The sequence below is a fragment of the Burkholderia latens genome, from assembly GCF_902499045.1.
Lineage (GTDB): Bacteria > Pseudomonadota > Gammaproteobacteria > Burkholderiales > Burkholderiaceae > Burkholderia > Burkholderia latens.
In genome coordinates this window covers 1-18727 of the sequence record NZ_CABVPL010000071.1, presented here as the reverse complement: position 1 = coordinate 18727, position 18727 = coordinate 1, and the positions used below count along the sequence as shown (strand labels likewise).

The 18727-nt window shown below is 65.1% G+C and carries 13 protein-coding genes; 8 read left to right on the top strand and 5 right to left on the bottom strand.

Features of this window, described 5'->3' with window-relative positions:
- The first annotated feature begins 1 nt into the window (after position 1).
- From BSE24067_RS30335 to BSE24067_RS30305, 7 genes are all read left to right on the top strand, one after another.
- Positions 2–1510 carry an acyl-CoA synthetase gene (locus tag BSE24067_RS30335; protein ID WP_151067545.1) on the top strand — a complete coding sequence of 503 codons (1509 nt, stop codon included), beginning with the start codon at positions 2–4 and terminating at the stop codon, positions 1508–1510.
- Between the two features lie 388 nt (positions 1511–1898).
- On the top strand, positions 1899–2732 hold the full coding sequence (locus BSE24067_RS30330) for an RNase A-like domain-containing protein (protein WP_151067546.1): 834 nt from the start codon (positions 1899–1901) through the stop codon (positions 2730–2732).
- On the top strand, positions 2729–3022 hold the full coding sequence (locus tag BSE24067_RS30325; RefSeq protein ID WP_151067548.1) for a contact-dependent growth inhibition system immunity protein: 294 nt from the start codon (positions 2729–2731) through the stop codon (positions 3020–3022). Before BSE24067_RS30330 ends, BSE24067_RS30325 begins: the two co-directional genes overlap by 4 nt.
- 242 nt (positions 3023–3264) lie before the next feature.
- Positions 3265–3474: a contact-dependent growth inhibition system immunity protein gene (locus BSE24067_RS30320; RefSeq protein WP_151067550.1), complete on the top strand. Its 210-nt coding sequence runs from the start codon at positions 3265–3267 to the stop codon at positions 3472–3474.
- Positions 3475–3647: 173 nt separating this feature from the next.
- Positions 3648–4955: an RNase A-like domain-containing protein gene (locus BSE24067_RS33025; RefSeq protein ID WP_341826510.1), complete on the top strand. Its 1308-nt coding sequence runs from the start codon at positions 3648–3650 to the stop codon at positions 4953–4955.
- 4 nt (positions 4956–4959) lie between these two features.
- Positions 4960–5250 (top strand): contact-dependent growth inhibition system immunity protein, encoded by a 291-nt coding sequence (locus BSE24067_RS30310; RefSeq protein ID WP_151067552.1) that lies wholly within the window; start codon positions 4960–4962, stop codon positions 5248–5250.
- Between the two features lie 31 nt (positions 5251–5281).
- On the top strand, positions 5282–5563 hold the full coding sequence (locus BSE24067_RS30305) for a contact-dependent growth inhibition system immunity protein (RefSeq protein WP_151067554.1): 282 nt from the start codon (positions 5282–5284) through the stop codon (positions 5561–5563).
- Between the two features lie 166 nt (positions 5564–5729).
- Here BSE24067_RS30305 and BSE24067_RS30300 read toward each other — a convergent pair whose 3' ends face one another.
- From BSE24067_RS30300 to hemE, 4 genes are all read right to left on the bottom strand, one after another.
- A complete protein-coding gene (locus tag BSE24067_RS30300) occupies positions 5730–6869 on the bottom strand; it encodes a branched-chain amino acid ABC transporter substrate-binding protein (protein ID WP_151067556.1) in 1140 nt (379 codons plus the stop codon).
- 84 nt (positions 6870–6953) lie between these two features.
- Positions 6954–10883, bottom strand: coding sequence for a trifunctional transcriptional regulator/proline dehydrogenase/L-glutamate gamma-semialdehyde dehydrogenase (gene putA / locus BSE24067_RS30295; protein WP_151067558.1), 3930 nt, complete (start codon positions 10881–10883; stop codon positions 6954–6956).
- Between the two features lie 385 nt (positions 10884–11268).
- Complete coding sequence (locus tag BSE24067_RS30290) at positions 11269–13530, bottom strand: primosomal protein N' (protein WP_151067560.1); 2262 nt, start codon at positions 13528–13530, stop codon at positions 11269–11271.
- A 453-nt stretch (positions 13531–13983) separates the two neighbouring features.
- A complete protein-coding gene (hemE, locus tag BSE24067_RS30285) occupies positions 13984–15078 on the bottom strand; it encodes a uroporphyrinogen decarboxylase (protein ID WP_279612173.1) in 1095 nt (364 codons plus the stop codon).
- 150 nt (positions 15079–15228) lie between these two features.
- Between hemE and BSE24067_RS30280 the strand changes: the two genes are divergently transcribed.
- Positions 15229–16038 (top strand): transporter substrate-binding domain-containing protein, encoded by an 810-nt coding sequence (locus BSE24067_RS30280; protein ID WP_151067564.1) that lies wholly within the window; start codon positions 15229–15231, stop codon positions 16036–16038.
- A 681-nt stretch (positions 16039–16719) separates the two neighbouring features.
- Here the strand turns inward: BSE24067_RS30280 and BSE24067_RS30275 are convergent.
- Entirely contained in the window at positions 16720–18447 is a 1728-nt protein-coding gene (locus tag BSE24067_RS30275) for an AMP-binding protein (RefSeq protein WP_151067566.1), read from the bottom strand.
- Positions 18448–18727 lie beyond the last annotated feature (280 nt).

Below are 18727 nucleotides of genomic sequence, written 5' to 3'. Positions count from 1 at the left end.
GATGAACCTCGTTGCCGCCCTCGACCGCGCCGCCCGCGCGACGCCCGACAAGCCGTTCCTGATCCATGACGACACGACGATCACCTACGCCGCCGCGCGCGAGCGCTCGCACCGCGCGGCAGCCGTGCTGAGCGCGCTCGGCGTCGCGGCCGGCGAGCGCGTCGCCGCGATGTGCCTGAACACGCCCGCGTTCGTCGACGTGATGTTCGGCGCGTGGCGGCTCGGCGCCGCGTTCGTGCCGATCAATCACAAGCTGCAGGCGCCGGAAGTCGACTACGTGCTCGAACACAGCCGCAGCAAGGTGATCCTGTTCGACGCGACGCTCGCGCCGGTGCTCGCACGCGTGATCCATCCGGCGCGGCGGCTCGTCACCGAAGGCGAAGCGGCCGGCGTGCCGGACTTCGACGCGATGCGCGCGGCGATGGACGGCGTCGCCGGCATCGAACCGGCCGACGGCGACGTCGCGCAGATCCTCTACACGTCCGGCACGACCGGCCGCCCGAAAGGCTGCGTGCACAGCCACCGCGCGGTGACGTTCGCGGCGATGTCGGCCGCGCTCGCGATCGGCATCGGCCGCAACGAGCGCACGCTGATGGCGATGCCGATCTGGCATTCGTCGCCGCTGAACAACTGGTTCGGCGGCACGCTGTACGCGGGCGGCACCATCGTGCTACTGCGCGAATACCATCCGTTGCGCTTCCTGGAAGCGATCGAGCGCGAACGCGTGACGCTGTATTTCGGCGCGCCGGTGTCGTACACGCTGCCGCTCGACACGATCGAGCGCTTCGCGGCGTTCGACCTGTCGAGCGTGCGCGCATGGCTGTACGGCGGCGGGCCGATCGGCGCGGAGCAAGCCGAACGCCTCGCAGGCGCATATCGCAGCAACGCGTTCTTCCAGGTCTACGGAATGACGGAAACGGGCCCGGCCGGCACCACGCTGTATCCGGACGAGCAGATCGCGAAGGCCGGCTCGATCGGCCGCCACGGCGGCCCGGGCGTTGACCTGCGGGTCGTGCGGAGCAACGGCGCGGATGCGCTGCCGGGCGACATCGGCGAGATCTGGCTGAAGGCCGACAGCATGATGCTCGGCTATCTCGACGACGACGCCGCGACGCGCGCCGCGTTCACGCCGGACGGCTGGTACCGCACCGGCGACATCGCGCGGCTCGATGAGGATGGCTATCTGTTCATCGTAGACCGGCTGAAGGACATGATCGTGACGGGTGGCGAGAACGTGTATTCGAAGGAGGTCGAGGACGTGCTCGGCGCGCATCCGGACATCGCGGAAGCGGCGGTCGTCGGCGTTCCGCATCCGGACTGGGGCGAGACGGTCGTCGCGCACGTGGTGCCGCGGGGCGGGGCCGCGCCCGACGCGGACGCGCTGCGTGCGTTCTGCGGCGAGCGGCTCGCCGCGTACAAGATCCCGCGCGAATTCGTGTTCGCGGAAACGCTGCCGCGCACGCCGACGGGCAAGCTGCAGAAGTTCTTGTTGCGCATGCGTAGCGAATAGCGGCGACGCACGAGCGAGTCGCGCGACGGGCGCGAGGTGCGTCGACGTGACGCCGGCCATGTCCGTCTTCGCGAGCACCGGCAGGTACTTCGCCGAAGCGCTTCTTATACTTGTCGGCGTACACCTTTGTCCGGCGAATCGAATTGATGCCGGAATAGGCACGTCGCCGGCGTTCGGACGAAAAGCGTAATTGCTCGACTGGCGCGGATGTGGCGGTCGATTACGCCAAGGTCCGTGTGGCCTTCATTTACCGTTTGTGACGTTTCGATCCACCGACAAACCGCGTCGGCTCGTAGATTCACGCCGTCCTCGCGAATCTCAAAAAATTCCTCTTTAGTCAGCGCATTAGCATCGTTTCTTTCATTTTTATTTCAACGTGAGAGAAACGATGCACGAGGACCACGACGGTGAAGTTCGGATCGTACTGAGTGCGGCCCAATTGGCTGCCGTACTGAAGCGACAGACGATCAGTCCGGGCGAGATGTTGAGCAACCGGTTATGGGGCGGTCTGCAGGTCGTGGGGGGTGTGCTCGAGATGGCGGGGGCCGCGGCGCTGTGCGTCGCGCCGGAGCCGACGGGCCTCACCAAACTCGGCTGTGTCGCGTTCGGCGTGCATGGCGCCGATGCGGCGGCAACTGGCGTGAAGCAGATCTGGACCGCGCGAGAGACAAGCGCACTGCTGCAGCAAGGCGTGAGCAAGCTGGTCGATACGGCGAAAGTGCCGCCGGAAATGGCCGATCATGTGGGATTGTCGCTGGACCTTGCAGTCCCGTTCGGGCTCGCGGGCGCGGTCAAGGCGATTCGAGCGTCGAGTGTCACGGCGGGGCGGATCGATTTGATTCGGCATGAGGCGATGGCGGCAAACCCGAGGTTGGGCGGACATACGATTGCGAAGCACGTGGGAAAGAGTGAAGCGTATCTTAGAGCTCGACTCAAAAATGAGCCGTCGAAAGACTTCGTATCATCGTTTTTCAGCTTGGTCGACGCTGAATCGGCCGTTTCGAGCGTCATGCAGAAAAATACGGCCAGGATCGTCGCATGGACACAATCTGCCTCAAAGGCACCTCTCGTTCTCAATGAAAACGTCGGGCGAAGCGTCGGGTATGGATTGAGCAGAAACAACGAGATTGTCAGAGAGCTAAGCCGTGTTCAGATTGTCCTGAAGCTGCAGTCATACAATGGAATGCCGTTCTATATCGTCACATCTTATTTGACCAAATGAAAATCAACGCACAGGAATACCCTCAACTGTTCAACCTCCTGGGATCTTACCTCGGACAGGACTCGGATATATGGGGAAATAACTTCGATGAAATCGTTACGCTCTACAAAAACGAAAACACCGAAGAAGACGTGCTTGCGTTGCTTCACGAACTGAATTTACTTCAGGAGCGCCTTGGTCCCGCGCTAGACGACGAGTTTTTAAAATCATATGGACACGATTTCAATCCGACACTGTGGGGATTCACCACTGCGTCCTTCTTCGACGCACTGAGGAAAAAACTGCAATAGCGGTGCTCAAATCCCGCGTGCGATGAAAACCCGTGCCCACAATGCTTGCCGCGTCGGCCGGCGCGGTCGAGACGCTCGGAGACGATTTCCCACGGGCATCGCGGGCAGACTGCGGACCAGACAGGTCCGCGCTGCGCCCAGCAGGGAGCTGGCCCAGGCCGAACTCGATGCGGTTGCTGATGGCCCGTGGGGCGCGGCTACAACGGCACACCCTTTGACATTCTCACATCGCACTTGACAAGATGATGGTCGGCCACAATTTTCCGCATCTCTTGACTATCGTAAGCGGATATCTTGGCCAGGACTGGCGTTCGTGGGGAGATAGCTTCGAAGATGTGATTGCGCTTTATAAAAGCGAAACAACACCCAGCGAACGACTCGAACTCCCGAAGGAAATAGATTTATTTGAAAGGCAATACGCCACAAATCTCGATGACGAATTTTCTGATTGATACGGTCACGATTTCGATCCGACGTTACGTGGATTCACAACGACCTCTTTCTTCGAAGCGCTTCGATACTTATTGACTGCGTAGCGCTCAATATATTTCGAAGAGGATTCTGATACTCCGCCAGTAAAAAACAAAACCCGCCGAAAGCGCTTCGCGCTCGCGGCGGGTGCGGCATGCTCGCCGGCACCGCGCAACTCCGAAGTCCGGCAATCATCCTGCTACACCATGCGGCTTACTTGCCGCCGATGCTCTTCAACGGCTTCCAGTCGCCCGTCGCGTCGTACGGAACGTGCGTCGACGTGACGCCGGCCGTGTCGGTCTTCCCGCGCGCCGGCAGGTACGTCGCCGAAGCGCTTCTCGTTCTTGTCGGCGCCCCCTTCGTGCGGCGAATCGTATTGATGCGGGAACAGGCGCGTCGCCGGCGTTCAGACGAAAGCGTAAGCGCTCGACTGACGCGGATGTGGGGGCCGGTTGGTTGCGCTACGTCCGTGTGGCGTTCATTTACCGTTTGTGACGTTTCCGATCCACCGACAAGCCGCGTCGGCTCGTGGATTCGCGCCGTCCTCGCAAATCTCAAAAAATACCCGTTTAGCCAGCGCATTAGCATCGTCTTTTTCATTTTTATTTCAATACGACAGAAGGCGATGCGCGAAGACCACGACGGTGAAGTTCGGATCGTGCTGAGTGCTGCTCAGTTGGCTGCGGTGCTCGGGCACCAGACGATCAGCCCCGGTGAGATGTCGAGCAACCGGTTATGGGGTGGCCTGCAGGTAGTGGGCGGCGTGCTGGAAATGGTTGGGGCGGCGGCGCTGTGCGTCGCGCCGGAGCCGACGGGGCTCACCAAGCTCGGTTGCGTCGCGTTCGGCGTACATGGCGCTGATACGGCGGCAGCCGGCCTGAAGCAGGTCTGGACGGGACAAGATACGAGCGCGCTGCTGCAACAGGGCGTGACCAAGCTGGCCGATGCGGCGAACGCACCGCCCGAAATGGCGGATCATGTCGGCATATCGCTGGATCTCGCGGTGCCGTTCGGGCTCGCGGGTGCGGTCAAGGCGATCCGCGCGTCGAGCATCACCGCGGGGCGGATCAATTTGATGCAGCATGAGGCAACGGCCGCGAATCCACGGTTGGGAGGGCATACGATAAGCAAACATGTAGGCAAGACCGAAGCGCAACTTAGGGAACGCCTAAAACAAGAACCACATCGAGACGTCGTGTCCTCGTTTCACAACATGCGAACCGCCGAGTTTGCCATTTCAGCAGTCATCCGAATCGAGGCGGCACGAATCGATTTGTGGGCCAAATCTACGCGCCGGCATATTCCGCTTACCCTGATCCGCCATGTCTCCGGCGACATCGGTTACGGAATCTATCGAAATAACGAAATACTAGTCAAACTCAATACGGTAACGATCGTGCTAAAGCATCAAAGCTACAACGGAATGCCGTACTATATACTCACATCTTTCATCGGTCGATAAAATCATGCTCTCCACGCAACGCCCACACATGTACGAAATATTCGGTGCGTATTTCAACCAGGATTTTGATATATGGGGAAACACGATAGACGAAATCGTCAAATGCTACAAGGACGACAGCACGGCGTCCGACCGATCGGAGCTAATTCTGGAAATAGATCAATTTATTGCAGAACACCCCAGGGATCTCGAATCGGCATTCTATGCAAACTACAATAACGGCTTCGACCCGGTCCTATGGGGGTACAACGCCGCATCCTTTCTCGAAGAGCTGAAACGGCTGTTGGCCGAGTGACAGTCTTGGAGCCGTGCGCAATGAAAAGATAATGGTCAGTCACAATTTTCCACATCTCGCGACTATCGTAAGCGGATATCTCGGCCAGGATTGGCGTTCATGGGGCGACAGCTTTGAAGGCGTCGTTGCTGTGTACAAAAGCGAAACAACGCCAGAAGAGCGAACCGAGCTGCTGAAAAAAATCGAGTCGTTCGAAGAGCAATACACAACCAGTCTGGATAATGAATTTATAGACAGATATGGTCATGACCTCGATCCGCTATTACGCGGATTTACGACGACTTATTTTTTGAGGCACTTCGACAATTACTAAAGACATAGCCCGGCTGGCATACCCCTTACCCCGCTTCATATTCAAAAACCCAACGCCCGTAAAAACAAAACCCGCCGAAAGCGCTTCGCGCTCGCGGCGGGTCCGGCATGCTCGCCGCCACCGCAGAAATCCGCGGCCCGGCAATCATCCTGCTACACCATGCGGCTTACTTGCCGCCGATGCTCTTCAGCGGCTTCCAGTCGCCCTTCTCGACCTTGTACATCGTGATGCCGCCGTTCTTCAGGTCGCCCTTCGCGTCGTACGCGACGTGCGTCGACGTGACGCCGGCCATGTCGGTCTTCGCGAGCACCGGCAGGTACTTCGCCGGATCGGTCGAATCGGCCTTCTTCATCGCGTTCAGCATCGCCATCGCGCCGTCGTACGCGTACGGCGAGTACGTCTGCACGTCTTCGCCGAAGCGCTTCTTGTACTTGTCCGCGTAACCCTTGCCGCCCGGCATTTCTTCCAGCGGCAGGCCGGCCAGCGATGCGATCGTGCCTTCGGCCGCGTTGCCCGCGATCTTCAGGAACGTCGGCGTCTTCACCATTTCGCCGCTCATCAGCGGCGCGGTGATGCCGAGCGCCTTCATCTGCTTGACCATCGGCGCTGCCTGCGAATCCGCGCCGCCGTAGTAGACGAGGTCCGGCTTCGCCGCCTTCAGCTTCGTCAGAATCGCCTTGAAGTCGACAGCCTTGTCGTTCGTGAATTCGCGGTCGACGATCGTCGCGCCGCCCGCCTTCGCGGCCTTCTCGAACTGATCGGCGAGACCCTGGCCGTAGGCCGTGCGGTCGTCGACGATCGCGATCTTCTTCATGCCGAGATCCTTCGCCGCGAACGTGCCCGCCACCGAGCCCTGCTGCGTGTCGGACGTCATCATGCGGAAGGTCGTCTTGTAACCCTGCTGCGTGTATTCCGGCGCGGTCGCCATCGCGATTTGCGGAATGCCGGCGTTCGCGTAGATGCGCGAGGCCGGAATCGTCGTGCCCGAGTTGAAGTGGCCGAGCATGCCCTTGATGCCGTCGTCGACGAGCTTCTGCGCAACGGTCGTGCCGGTGCGCGGGTCAGCCTGGTCGTCCTGCGTCTCGAGCACGAACTTCACCGGCTTGCCGCCGATCTTCGGGTTCGTCGCGTTGAAATCTTCCAGCGCGAGCACGATCCCGTTCTGCATATCCTTGCCGTAGTGCGCCTGCGCGCCCGTCATCGGCCCTGCGTAACCGATCTTCACGTCATCCGCATGGGCCGTCCCCGCCAGCGACATGACGGCGACGAACGTCGCGCCTGCCACCTTTTTCATCGTGTGTTGCATAGCATCTCCTTGGTACCAGGGTAAATGGAGCGGCTTCGGGACCGCCTGGCCGCTTCCTTTGTTTGATCCGAACGGCAAGGATGGTCAGCCGATCGTCATCAAATTCGCATTGCCGCCCGCCGCGGCCGTGTTCACGCTCACCGAGCGCTCCGTCAGCAGGCGCTCGAGCGCGTAGTCTTCCGCATCGCCGTTCTCGAACGCGCCCGCCGACACGCCCTGCACCGACACGATCGGGCCCGGGCGCTGCGCGACGTCCTTCACGAGCGTCTGCAGTTCGTCGCTGTCGCCTTCGAACAGCACCGCGTCGAACGGCGCGTCGGCCTGCTTGCGCACGGCCGCATGCGCCTTCAACGCGGCCGGCAGCGCGGCGACCAGCGCCTCGCCCGCCGCACCGGCGAACAACGCGCGGTTGCCCGTCGCCAGCACCGCCGCGAACTGCGCGCGCGCGCCGCTCGGCGTCGCCGCGACACACAGCACCGTGCCGCGCGGGCCGAGTGTATACGTGTTTCGCTCGCCCGTCGGGCCCGTCAGCACCGCGGTCGCGCCGGCCGGCACCTGTGCGAGGTAGCCGTCGCAGCGTGCGGCCAGCGCCGGCTCGCGCTGCTCGATCAGCCAGTCGCGCAGCGCGGTGAGCGCCGCCGCCGGATTGCCGCGTGCGTCGCCATCGGCCGCGCCGTCCGCGGTCAGCGACGCCGCGAGCGAGCGCGGCAGCCCCGACGGACGCGTCGCGAGCAGGCGCTGCAGGTACAGCGCGCCGCCGGCCTTCGGGCCCGTGCCCGACAGCCCTTCGCCGCCGAACGGCTGCACGCCGACCACCGCGCCGATCACGTTGCGGTTCACGTAGATGTTGCCGACGTGCGCGTTCGAGATCACGTGCGCGATCGTCTCGTCGATCCGCGTGTGGATGCCGAGCGTCAGGCCGTAGCCGGTCGCGCGAATCTGCTCGAGCAGCTTGTCCAGCTGGCTGCGGCGATAGCGCACGACGTGCAGCACCGGGCCGAACACTTCACGCTTGAGCTCGTCGATGCTGCCGATCTCGATCAGCGTCGGCGGCACGAACGTGCCGTGCGCGCACGCGTCGGGCATCGGCAGTTGCGTGACCGCATGGCCCTTTTCCTTCATCGCGGCGACGTGCGCGTCGATCGTCTGCTTCGCTTCGGCGTCGATCACCGGGCCGACGTCGGTCGACAGCCGGTCGGGGTTGCCGAGCGCGAGCTCGTGCATCGCGCCCTTGAGCATCGTCAGCGTGCGGTCGGCGACGTCGTCCTGCAGACACAGAACGCGCAGCGCCGAGCACCGTTGACCGGCCGAGTCGAACGACGACTGCAGCACGTCCGCGACGACCTGCTCCGCGAGCGCCGACGAATCGACGATCATCGCGTTCTGGCCGCCCGTCTCCGCGATCAGCGGAATCGGCTTGCCGTCCGGGTCGAGGCGCGAGGACAGCGTCTTGTTGATCAGGCGCGCGACTTCGGTCGAGCCGGTGAACATCACCGCACGCGTGCGCGGATCGGCGACCAGCGCCGCGCCGACGGTCTCGCCGGTGCCGGGCAACAGCTGCACCGCGCCGGCCGGCACGCCGGCCTCGCGCAGCAGGCGCACGGCCTGTGCGGCGATCAGCGGCGTCTGCTCGGCGGGCTTCGCGAGCACCGTGTTGCCGGCAGCGAGCGCCGCGGCCACCTGGCCCATGAAGATCGCGAGCGGGAAGTTCCACGGGCTGATGCAGACCACGGGGCCGAGCGGACGATGCGTGTCGTTCGAGAACTCGTCGCGGATCTGCGCCGCGTAGTAGCGCAGGAAGTCGACGGCCTCGCGGATTTCGGCGATCGCGTTCGGCAGCGACTTGCCGGCTTCGCGCACGATCAGGCCCATCAGCGTGTGCATCTGCGCTTCGAGCAGGTCGGCTGCGCGCACCAGGCAGTCGGCGCGCGCATCGACCGGCGTCGCCTGCCAGATCGGTGCGGCAGCCACCGCGTGCGCGAGCGCCGCGCTCACGTGCTCGGCCGTCGCTTCGCTGACCGTGCCCACCACGTCGCGCAGGTCCGCCGGGTTGCGCACGTCGCGCGCCGGTGCGTCGGCGAGCGCGTCGTCGGCGAGCATCGGCGCCGCGCGCCACGGATGGTGCGCGCTCGCGAGCAGCGCGGACGACAGCGATGCGAGACGGTGTTCGTTCGACAGATCGAGGCCCATCGAGTTGGGACGCTCGTCGCCATACAGGTTGCGCGGCAGCGGGATCTTCGCGTGCGGCGCGCCGAGCGGCACGACCTTCGACGCTTCGTCGACCGGATCGGCGACCAGCTCCTTCACCGATACCGTCTTGTCGGCGATGCGGTTCACGAACGACGTGTTCGCGCCGTTCTCGAGCAGACGGCGCACGAGATACGCGAGCAGCGTTTCGTGCGTGCCGACCGGTGCGTACACGCGGCACGGACGGTTCAGCTTGTCGCGGCCCGTGACTTCCTCGTACAGCGGTTCGCCCATCCCGTGCAGACACTGGAATTCGTACTGGCCCGGGTAGTAGTTCTGGCCGGCGAGGTGATAAATCGCGGCCAGCGTGTACGCGTTGTGTGTCGCGAACTGCGGATAGACGGCGTCGGGCGCCGCGAGCAGCTTCTTCGCGCACGCGAGGTACGACACGTCCGTGTAGATCTTGCGCGTGTACACCGGATAACCTTCGAGGCCGTCGACCTGCGCACGCTTGATTTCGGTGTCCCAGTACGCGCCCTTCACGAGGCGAATCATCAGGCGGTGACGGCTGCGGCGCGCGAGGTCGATCAGGTAGTCGATCACGAACGGGCAGCGCTTCTGGTAGCCCTGCACGACGAAGCCGATGCCGTTCCAGCCCGCGAGTTCCGGATCGAAGCACAGGGCCTCGAGCAGGTCGAGCGACAGCTCGAGCCGGTCGGCTTCTTCCGCGTCGATGTTCAGGCCGATGTCGTAGCGGCGCGCAAGCAGCGCCAATGCACGCACGCGCGGCAGCAACTCGTTCATCGTGCGGTCCTGCTGCGAGCGCGAGTAGCGCGCGTGCAACGCCGACAGCTTGATCGAGATGCCCGGGCCTTCATAGATGCCGCGGCCGCCGGCCGCCTTGCCGATCGCGTGGATCGCCTGCTCGTACGATGCGTAGTAGCGCTGCGCGTCCTCTTCGGTCGTCGCCGCTTCGCCGAGCATGTCGTACGAGTAGCGGAAACCGCGCGCTTCGTACTTGCGGCTGTTCGCGAGCGCTTCGGAAATCGTCTCGCCGGTGACGAACTGCTCGCCCATCAGGCGCATCGCCATGTCGACGCCCTTGCGGATCAGCGGCTCGCCGCCGCGGCCGATCAGCCGCGTGAGCGCCGACGACAGGCCCGCTTCGCTGTTGGTCGTCACGAGCTTGCCGGTGATCATCAGGCCCCAGGTCGCCGCGTTCACGAACAGCGACGGCGCGTGGCCGACGTGCGAGCGCCAGTCGCCCTTGCTGATCTTGTCGCGGATCAGCGCGTCGCGCGTCGCGCGATCGGGAATGCGCAGCAGCGCTTCGGCCAGGCACATCAGCGCGACGCCTTCCTGGCTCGACAGCGAGAACTCGTGGATCAGCCCTTCGACGCCGCCGCCCGAGCTCTTCTCGCGCAGCGCTTCGACGAGCTGCGTCGCGAGCGCCTGGACGTCCGCCTGCAGGTGCGCGGGCAGGCGCGCCTGGCCGAGCAGGAACGGCACGCATTCCGGCTCCGGGCGGCGATACGCGGCCGTGATCGCCGCGCGCAGCACCGATTGCGGCTGCACGTTCTGCGCGAACTCGAGGAACGGGTGCGGCGAGTTGTCGTCGTCGTCCGTCGCGTGGCCGTCGGCGAGCTCCGTCACGCCACTGCTGCCCGACAGCTCGGGCGGGAGCTGACCGTGCTCGATGCGCTCGAGATACGCGAAGATCGCCTGCTTGATCAGCCAGTGGGGAGTGCGCTCGAGACGCGCCGCCGCGTCTTTCAGGCGCGAGCGGAGAAGGTCGTCGACTTTGACGCCGAGAGTCGTGCTTGCCATGGTGGGTTCGTGCGCCGGTGCGGACCCGGCGATATGGTGTGAGAGGATGCGCGAAATCCTACGGCACGCAATAAAAAGGTGCAACCGAATTGCGAGATTGGTTGCACCCTTAGGTTAGTCAATATAATCAGCCACTTAGGCGGTTGCAACCTAGGGGTTGCCCGTGGTCGGAGGATCGGTGTTTTCCCTGATCGGGCTGGTTTCACGTGCGTGGGCAACCCTCCGTCCGTCGCGCGGGCGGGGAAAACGGGTTGCACTGGGGAGCGCGGGGGGCCGTACGCGGGCAGGAACAGCAGTCGAGTAGGACAACCGCGTACGGACGGGGCGGTACGCTCGGCCACGCCGGCCTGTAACACGCCGCACACCCGCCACCGTCGCGCCCGGCTCAGATATCGAGCGGATCGACCTCGACGCTCCACCGCAGCACACCCTTCAGCGCGCGCAGCTCCGGCTGCCATGCGCGCAGCGCATGCTGCAGCGCGCTGCGCGACGCGCTTTCGAGCAGCAACTGCGCACGGTGGACGTTCGCGACCTTCACGATCGTCATCGGCACCGCGTCGTAGACGGTCACGCGATCGGCCCCCGGCAGCCCGGGCAACGCAGCAGCGGCCTGCAGCAAAAATCCAAGCGCCGCGTCGAGCGTGCGTCCTTCGGCGCGCAACAGCGCCTGGTAGACGAACGGCGGCAGATGCGCGTCGCGGCGCTCGCCGAGCGTCGAATTCGCGAAGCCGACGTAATCCTGGCGGCCGAGCGCGTGATACAACGCGTGACGCGGATAGCGCGTCTGCACGAGCACCTCGCCGGGCAGGCCGGCACGCCCCGCGCGCCCGCTCACCTGCATCAGCTGCGCGAACAGCCGCTCGCTCGCGCGGAAGTCGTGCGAGAACAGCGCGGTGTCGGCGTTGAGCACGCCGACGAGCGACACGCGCTGGAAATCGTGCCCCTTCGCGATCATCTGCGTGCCGACCAGGATGTCGACTTCGCCGGCGTGCACGTCCGAGAACAGCGCCTGCGCGCTGCCCTTGCGCCGTGTGCTGTCCGCGTCGATCCGCAGAATCCGCGCGCCCGGCACGGCCTCGGCAAGCGTCTCCTCGATACGCTGCGTGCCGCGCCCGAGCGGCGCGATATCGACGTTCCCGCATTCCGGGCATGAGCGCGGAATGCGCGCTTCCCAGCCGCAGTGATGGCAGCGCAGCGCGTGCTCGGGCTTGTGCAGCACGACGTACGCGCTGCAGCGCGGGCAACCGGCGACCCAGCCGCATGCGTCGCACGCGAGCTGCGGCGCGTAGCCGCGCCGGTTCAGGAACACGAGGCTCTGTTCGCCGCGTTCGAGCCGCGCCTTCAACGCCGCGACGAGCGGCCCCGACAGCCCGCCCATCGACGCGCGGCCGCGCCGCCGCTCCTCTTCGAGATCGATCAGGCGCACGGTCGGCAGCGTCGCGTCGGCCACCGCGCGGCGCGACAACGTGAGCCGCGTGTAACGGCCCTGTTCGGCCTGCCACCAGCTTTCGAGCGACGGCGTCGCCGAGCCGAGCACGACCGGAATGCCGAGGTGCTTCGCGCGCCACACCGCGAGATCGCGCGCCGAATAGCGCAGCCCTTCTTGCTGCTTGTACGCGGGCTCGTGTTCCTCGTCGACGACGATCAGCGCGAGCGTCGGCAGCGACGCGAGCACCGCGAGCCGCGTGCCGAGCACGATCCGCGCGCGTCCGGTGTGCGCGGCCAGCCAGTTGCGCGCGCGCTCGCCCTCGGCGAGCCCGCTGTGCAGCGTGACGATCGCGTCGTCGGCGAGCGTGCCCGCGAAGCGCGCACGAAACGCGGCCTCGAACTGCGGCGTCAGGTTGATTTCGGGCACGAGCACGAGCGCCTGTGCGTCGGCACGCTCATCGAGGAGCGCCGCGAGCGCATGCAGATAGACCTCGGTCTTGCCGCTGCCCGTCACGCCGTGCAGCAGGAACGGCGCAAAGCCCCGCGCGGCGCGGATCGCGTCGAGCGCCTCGGCCTGCTGGTCGGTAAGCGCGGGCGGCACAGCTCGTCCACTGCTTGTCGACAGGTTATCCACAGCTTTGGCCACAGGTGCGTCGGCCCAGCCGATCTCGTCGATCGCGACCCAACCGCGGGCCGCCCAATCGTCGAGCGTGGCGGCCGCCTTCGGATGCAATGCGCGCGCATCGGGCAACGCCAGCGAATCGGTGTCGGCGAGCGCCTGTGCGAGCCGCCGCAGCGCGGCGCCGCGCGCGGGCAGCGCGTCCGGAAGCGCCGCACGGCCGGCGTCGGTCAGCCGGTAGCGCACCTCGGGCGCGAGCAGCCGGCCCCAGCGGTCCGCGTCGCGCAGCGCCTGCGGTAGCGCCGGCAGCGCGACTTCGCCCCGGCCCCGCTGGTAATAGTCGGCCGCGAACGACACGAGCGCGAGCCAGTCCGGGGCAAGCGGCGGCAACTCGGTGCAGATGGCGTCGATCGCCCGCAGCCGCGACGGCGGCACGTCGGTGTGAGTCGTGACTTCGCAAACGAGGCCGACCACTTGCCGTTTGCCGAACGGCACCTGCACGAGGGTGCCGGGTTCCGGCGCGGGCTGCACGTCGCAACGGTAGTCGAACAGCGTCGCGAGCGGATGGTCGAGCGCGACCCGCAGATAGGTCTCGCTCATCACCGTGCTCCGAATCGCATAGGGGCCAGCACCGCGCGGACGGCCGGCGCCCGCGTTCGCGTCACGGTGGCGAACTTAAAGTAAAACTTCAGATTCGGCGCTAAGTTTTGGATTCGCATTAGGAATCGCCGTATACCCTGACCAGCCTGTGGATAACTTTGTTGAGAACTCGGCGTTCAACAGCCGCGAAGGGCGCGGGGCCGTGCTTTCCGCTGCTTTGGCCCACTGCCGGTCGCGCCCCGCGAAGCCTTATTCCATAAGGCTGCTATTCAAATTCCCAAACCATAGCGAGACAATCCGACCGATACAGGGCTCTACCGCGCTGCAACGTGGAAAATGTGCATAAGTCAAGTCTTGACAAGCCCGGAATCGGCAACCGGTGCGGGGTTGCGCCCTGTTTAGTGGCGCAACGAAACGCTGTCACCCCGCACCGCAGCATGACAGCACTTGCGCTCAGCCCGCGGCTCCGCTACGGATCTTGCGGCTGTGGCGATGTACTTCGTCGACGAGTTCGGCGACGTGGTCCGGAGACGTGAACTGCGAGATGCCGTGGCCGAGGTTGAACACGTGGCCCGGATGGTTGCCGTAGCTGTCGAGGACGGCCCGCGCCTGTTCGCGCACCGCCGCCGGCGGCGCAAACAGGATCGTCGGGTCGAGGTTGCCCTGCAGCGCGACGCGTCCGGCGACGCGTTCGCGCGCGGCGCCGAGGTTCACCGTCCAGTCGAGCCCGACCGCGTCGACGCCGGTCGCCGCGATTTCCTCGAGCCACAGCCCGCCGCCCTTCGTGAACGTGATCACCGGCACGCGCGCGCCGTCATGCTCGCGCTTGAGCTGCGCGACCACGCGGCCGATGTAGTCGAGCGAGAAGCACTGGTACGCACCGTCCGCCAGCGCGCCGCCCCACGTATCGAAGATCATCACGGCTTGCGCGCCGGCGTCGATCTGCGCGTTCAGGTACGCGGCCACGGCCTGCGCGTTCACGTCGAGGATCCGGTGCATCAGGTCGGGGCGCGAGTACGCCATCGACTTCACCGTGCGGAAATCGTCCGACCCGCCGCCTTCGACCATGTAGCAAGCGAGCGTCCACGGGCTGCCCGAGAAGCCGATCAGCGGCACGCGCTGGCGGCCCTGGCCGTCGGTCAGCGCGCGGCGGATCTCGCGCACGGCGCCCGTCACGTAGCCGAGCGTCTCGTCGATGTCCGGCACCGCGAGCCTCGCGACGTCGGCTTCGGTGCGCACCGGATGCGCGAACTTCGGCCCTTCGCCGACCTGGAAATCGAGGCCGAGGCCCATTGCGTCGGGAATCGTCAGGATGTCCGAGAACAGGATCGCGGCATCGAGCGGAAAGCGCTCGAGCGGCTGCAGCGTCACCTCGGTCGCGTAGTCGGGATTCTTCGCGAGGCCGAGGAAGCTGCCGGCGCGCGCGCGCGTCGCGTTGTACTCCGGCAGGTAGCGGCCCGCCTGGCGCATCAGCCAGATCGGCGTGTAATCGGTCGGCTCGCGCAGAAGCGCACGCAGGAAGGTGTCGTTGAGCAGGGTATGGGCCACGATAGGAGCGACGATGCGAAGGCAAACCGGCATTTTACCGGAGCGGGGCCGCACGGCCGCGCATGCCGATGCGATGGCGGCCATATGACGCGCGCGATGGCTCCGTTATGATCGGTCGCTGATATCACACCGAACCCCAGGAGGAGACCGATGAAGAGATTCGCCACGCTGGCCGCGCTCGCCGCCACCACGTTTTTCTGCGCTGCCGCGCACGCGCAAGGTACGACCGCGACGCCGCCGGCCGCTGCCGCGGCGGCCGGCTCGCGACTCGACGACGTGCTCGCGCGCGGCACGCTGCGCGTCTGCACGACCGGCGACTACAAACCGTATTCGTACTACCGGGCGGACGGCCGATTCGAGGGCATCGACATCGACATGGCCGAATCGCTCGCGAAATCGCTCGGCGTGAAGGCCGAGTTCGTGAAGACGACCTGGTCGAACCTGACGAACGATTTCGTCGCGAAGTGCGACATCGCGGTGGGCGGCGTGTCGACGACGCTCGAGCGCCAGAAGCGCGTGTTCTTCACGCAGCCGTACGTGGTCGACGGCAAGACGCCGATCGTGCGCTGCGCGGATGCCGACAAGTACCAGACCGTCGCGCAGATCGACCGCCCCGAGACCCGCGTGATCGTGAACCCGGGCGGCACCAACGAGCGCTTCGCGAAGCAGTTCTTCACGCATGCGAACGTGACCGTCTATCCCGACAACGTAACGATCTTCAAGCAGATCCTCGCCGGCAAGGCCGACGTGATGGTGACCGATGCGTCCGAGACGCTGCTGCAGCAAAAGCTGAATCCGGGCCTGTGCTCGGTGCACCCGGACAAGCCGTTCCAGTTCGGTGAAAAGGCGTACATGGTGCCGCGCGGCGACGTCGTGTTCCAGCAGTACGTCGACCAGTGGCTGCATCTGGCGCTGTCGGCCGGCGACTACCAGACGATCTCCGACAAGTGGCTGAAGTGATCGTGATCGCGAGCGCGCGCGGTGCCGCCGGCTCGCGCCGCCGTTACAGATTCCGGCGCCGCCGCCCGGCGTGAACCGCGGTAGTCGGCCGAATGGCCGACTACCGCGCACGCCGATCGCGTTTCAAAATCTTTCTGACGAATGAATCGTCATATGCGGCATCTATCGCGCAATGCACATTCGCGCGTGCAAATCGGCAATTCATCGACCCGAAAACGCATAAAAAACGCGTAATGCGCATACGATGAAAACTCTGCGGAAAAGATGGGTAAATATGACCTTTTTCAGCACCCCGAAAACAGCAAAAAATCCCGCAAAGCCTTATCTGGCGGGCGTTACAACCTGAAACACTTTGTTACCGCGATGGCTCGTCAATTCGCCCACAATGGGCCTCAACGGTTTCAACACGGATGCGGTCTCGTGTGCCAAGTGTGAGCGGACGCGAAGCGCTGCGAGCCAGTCGGTCACGTACCGAAGCCCTTCCGAGGGGCATCCCTGTTGGAGTCGTTTCCGGCCCCCGCCGGATCCGGTTTCATCTTTGGTCTCCTCGCGCTAACCCCGTAGCGTGTGGTTTTTAGCGGGCTAATAAGCCCGCTTTTTTTCGTCCATCGAAAACGCAACGGCCGCGCTTACGACGTACGACGGCCCGCAGGCCGTCGCGTTTTGCCGCCGCCGAACCGCTTACGCGGTCTTCTGTACGTCGAGCTTCAGTTCGTCGATCATCCGCTCGCGCATCACGAATTTCTGCACTTTTCCCGTCACCGTCATCGGCAGCTCGTCGACGAAGCGGATGTAGCGCGGAATCTTGTAGTGCGCGATCTGGCCTTGGCAGAACGCGCGCACGTCATCCTCGCTCATTTGCTCGTCCGCACGCAGCACGATCCACGCGCACAGCTCCTCGCCGTATTTCGGATCCGGCACGCCGAACACCTGCGCGCTCTGGATCTTCGGATGGCGGAACAGGAATTCCTCGATCTCGCGCGGATACACGTTCTCGCCGCCGCGGATCACCATATCCTTCAGCCGGCCGACGATGTTGCAATAGCCGTCCGCGTCGAGCGTCGCCAGGTCGCCCGTGTGCATCCAGCCGTCGACCAGCACCTCGCGTGTCTTCGCGTCGTCGTCCCAGTAGCCGAGCATCACCGAATAACCCTTCGTGCACAGCTCGCCGGTCGCGCCGACCGGCACGACGTCGCCGTCCGGGCCGACGATCTTCACCTCCAGATGCGGCTGAACGCGGCCGACCGTCGTCGTGCGTTTCTCGAGCGGATCATCGGTCGAGCTCTGGAACGACACGGGGCTCGTCTCCGTCATCCCGTACGCGATCGTGATCTCCGACAAATGCATCTGCGACACCACGCGCTTCATCGTCTCGATCGGACACGGTGAACCGGCCATGATCCCGGTGCGCAGCGTCGACAGGTCGAATTTCGCGAAGTCGGGATGATCGAGCTCGGCGATGAACATCGTCGGCACGCCGTGCAGCGCGGTGCAGCGTTCTTCGGCGACGGCCGCGAGCGTCGCGACCGGGTCGAACGCCTCGCCGGGGAACACCATCGCCGCGCCCGTCGACACGCACGCGAGCACGGCCAGCACCATCCCGAAGCAGTGATACAGCGGCACCGGGATGCACAACGAGTCTTGCTCGGTGAAACGCATCGCCATCGCGATCGAGCGCGCGTTGTTGACGACGTTGCGGTGCGTGAGCGTCGCGCCCTTCGGGCTGCCGGTGGTGCCGCTCGTGAACTGGATGTTGATCGGATCGGTCGACGCGAGCGTCGCGCCGATCGCATCGAGCCGCGCGACGTCGAGCGTGTCGCGGCCGCGCGCCATCACGTCCGCGAAACGAAACATGCCGGCAGGCGCCGCGTCGCCCATCGCCACGATCGTGCGCAGGCTCGGCACGCGCGCCGCGTGCAGGTCGCCGGGCGTCGCGCTCGCGAGCTCCGGCGCGATGGTCTGCAGCATCTCGACGTACGCGGAGCTCTTGAAGCGCTCGGCCGCGATCACGGCCTTGCAGCCGACCTTGTTCAGCGCGTATTCGAGCTCCGCGAGCCGGTATGCCGGGTTGATGTTGACGAGGACTGCACCGATGCGCGCGGTCGCGAACTGCGTGAGCAGCCATTCGCTGCGGTTCGGCGACCAGATGCCGACGCGATCGCCCTGCTCGATCCCGAGCGCGGCAAGGCCGGCCGCCAGCACGTCGATCTCGTGCGCGAACTCGCGCCAGGTCCAGCGCACGTGCTGTTCGCGGAACACGACGGCCGCGCGATCGGGAAAGCGGCCCGCCGTGTCGAGCAGGAACCGGCTGATCGTCGCTTCGGATAGCGGCACGTCGGTCGCGCCGCGAACGTACGACAGTCCGTTTTCGGGCGCGATCAGCGCCCCCTTGCCAAGGTCTGCTGTCATCGATGTCTCCGTCCGTTTTTGTCTGTTCGGTCCGCCACGCGGCTCGCGCGCTCGCCTGCGCCGCCGCGATCGCGGTGGCGAACCGCTGAGCGGATGATGCCGCGCTCCGCTGACGACACTCTGACATCAAATCGCGGCGGGCGGATGAAATAGCACGACCGGACGATACGAACCGGCCCACAAAAAACCGACGAAAGCGACACATCGGGATAGGGGCGGTCAGAGAGTCTGGCCGATCCCCTCCCACACCACCCGGCATGCGGGTCCGCACCGGGCGGTT

What these genes read in the sequence shown, in the direction of transcription:
- BSE24067_RS30325 (WP_151067548.1), top strand. Translation starts at nt 2,729, where the DNA reads ATGAAAATCAACGCACAGGAATACCCTCAACTGTTCAACCTCCTGGGA.
- BSE24067_RS30330 (WP_151067546.1), top strand. Translation starts at nt 1,899, where the DNA reads ATGCACGAGGACCACGACGGTGAAGTTCGGATCGTACTGAGTGCGGCC.
- BSE24067_RS30280 (WP_151067564.1), top strand. Translation starts at nt 15,229, where the DNA reads ATGAAGAGATTCGCCACGCTGGCCGCGCTCGCCGCCACCACGTTTTTC.
- BSE24067_RS30290 (WP_151067560.1), bottom strand. Translation starts at nt 13,530, where the DNA reads ATGAGCGAGACCTATCTGCGGGTCGCGCTCGACCATCCGCTCGCGACG.
- BSE24067_RS30320 (WP_151067550.1), top strand. Translation starts at nt 3,265, where the DNA reads ATGATGGTCGGCCACAATTTTCCGCATCTCTTGACTATCGTAAGCGGA.
- BSE24067_RS30305 (WP_151067554.1), top strand. Translation starts at nt 5,282, where the DNA reads ATGGTCAGTCACAATTTTCCACATCTCGCGACTATCGTAAGCGGATAT.
- BSE24067_RS30275 (WP_151067566.1), bottom strand. Translation starts at nt 18,447, where the DNA reads ATGACAGCAGACCTTGGCAAGGGGGCGCTGATCGCGCCCGAAAACGGA.
- BSE24067_RS30310 (WP_151067552.1), top strand. Translation starts at nt 4,960, where the DNA reads ATGCTCTCCACGCAACGCCCACACATGTACGAAATATTCGGTGCGTAT.
- BSE24067_RS30300 (WP_151067556.1), bottom strand. Translation starts at nt 6,869, where the DNA reads ATGCAACACACGATGAAAAAGGTGGCAGGCGCGACGTTCGTCGCCGTC.
- BSE24067_RS33025 (WP_341826510.1), top strand. Translation starts at nt 3,648, where the DNA reads ATGCTCGCCGGCACCGCGCAACTCCGAAGTCCGGCAATCATCCTGCTA.
- BSE24067_RS30335 (WP_151067545.1), top strand. Translation starts at nt 2, where the DNA reads ATGAACCTCGTTGCCGCCCTCGACCGCGCCGCCCGCGCGACGCCCGAC.
- putA (WP_151067558.1), bottom strand. Translation starts at nt 10,883, where the DNA reads ATGGCAAGCACGACTCTCGGCGTCAAAGTCGACGACCTTCTCCGCTCG.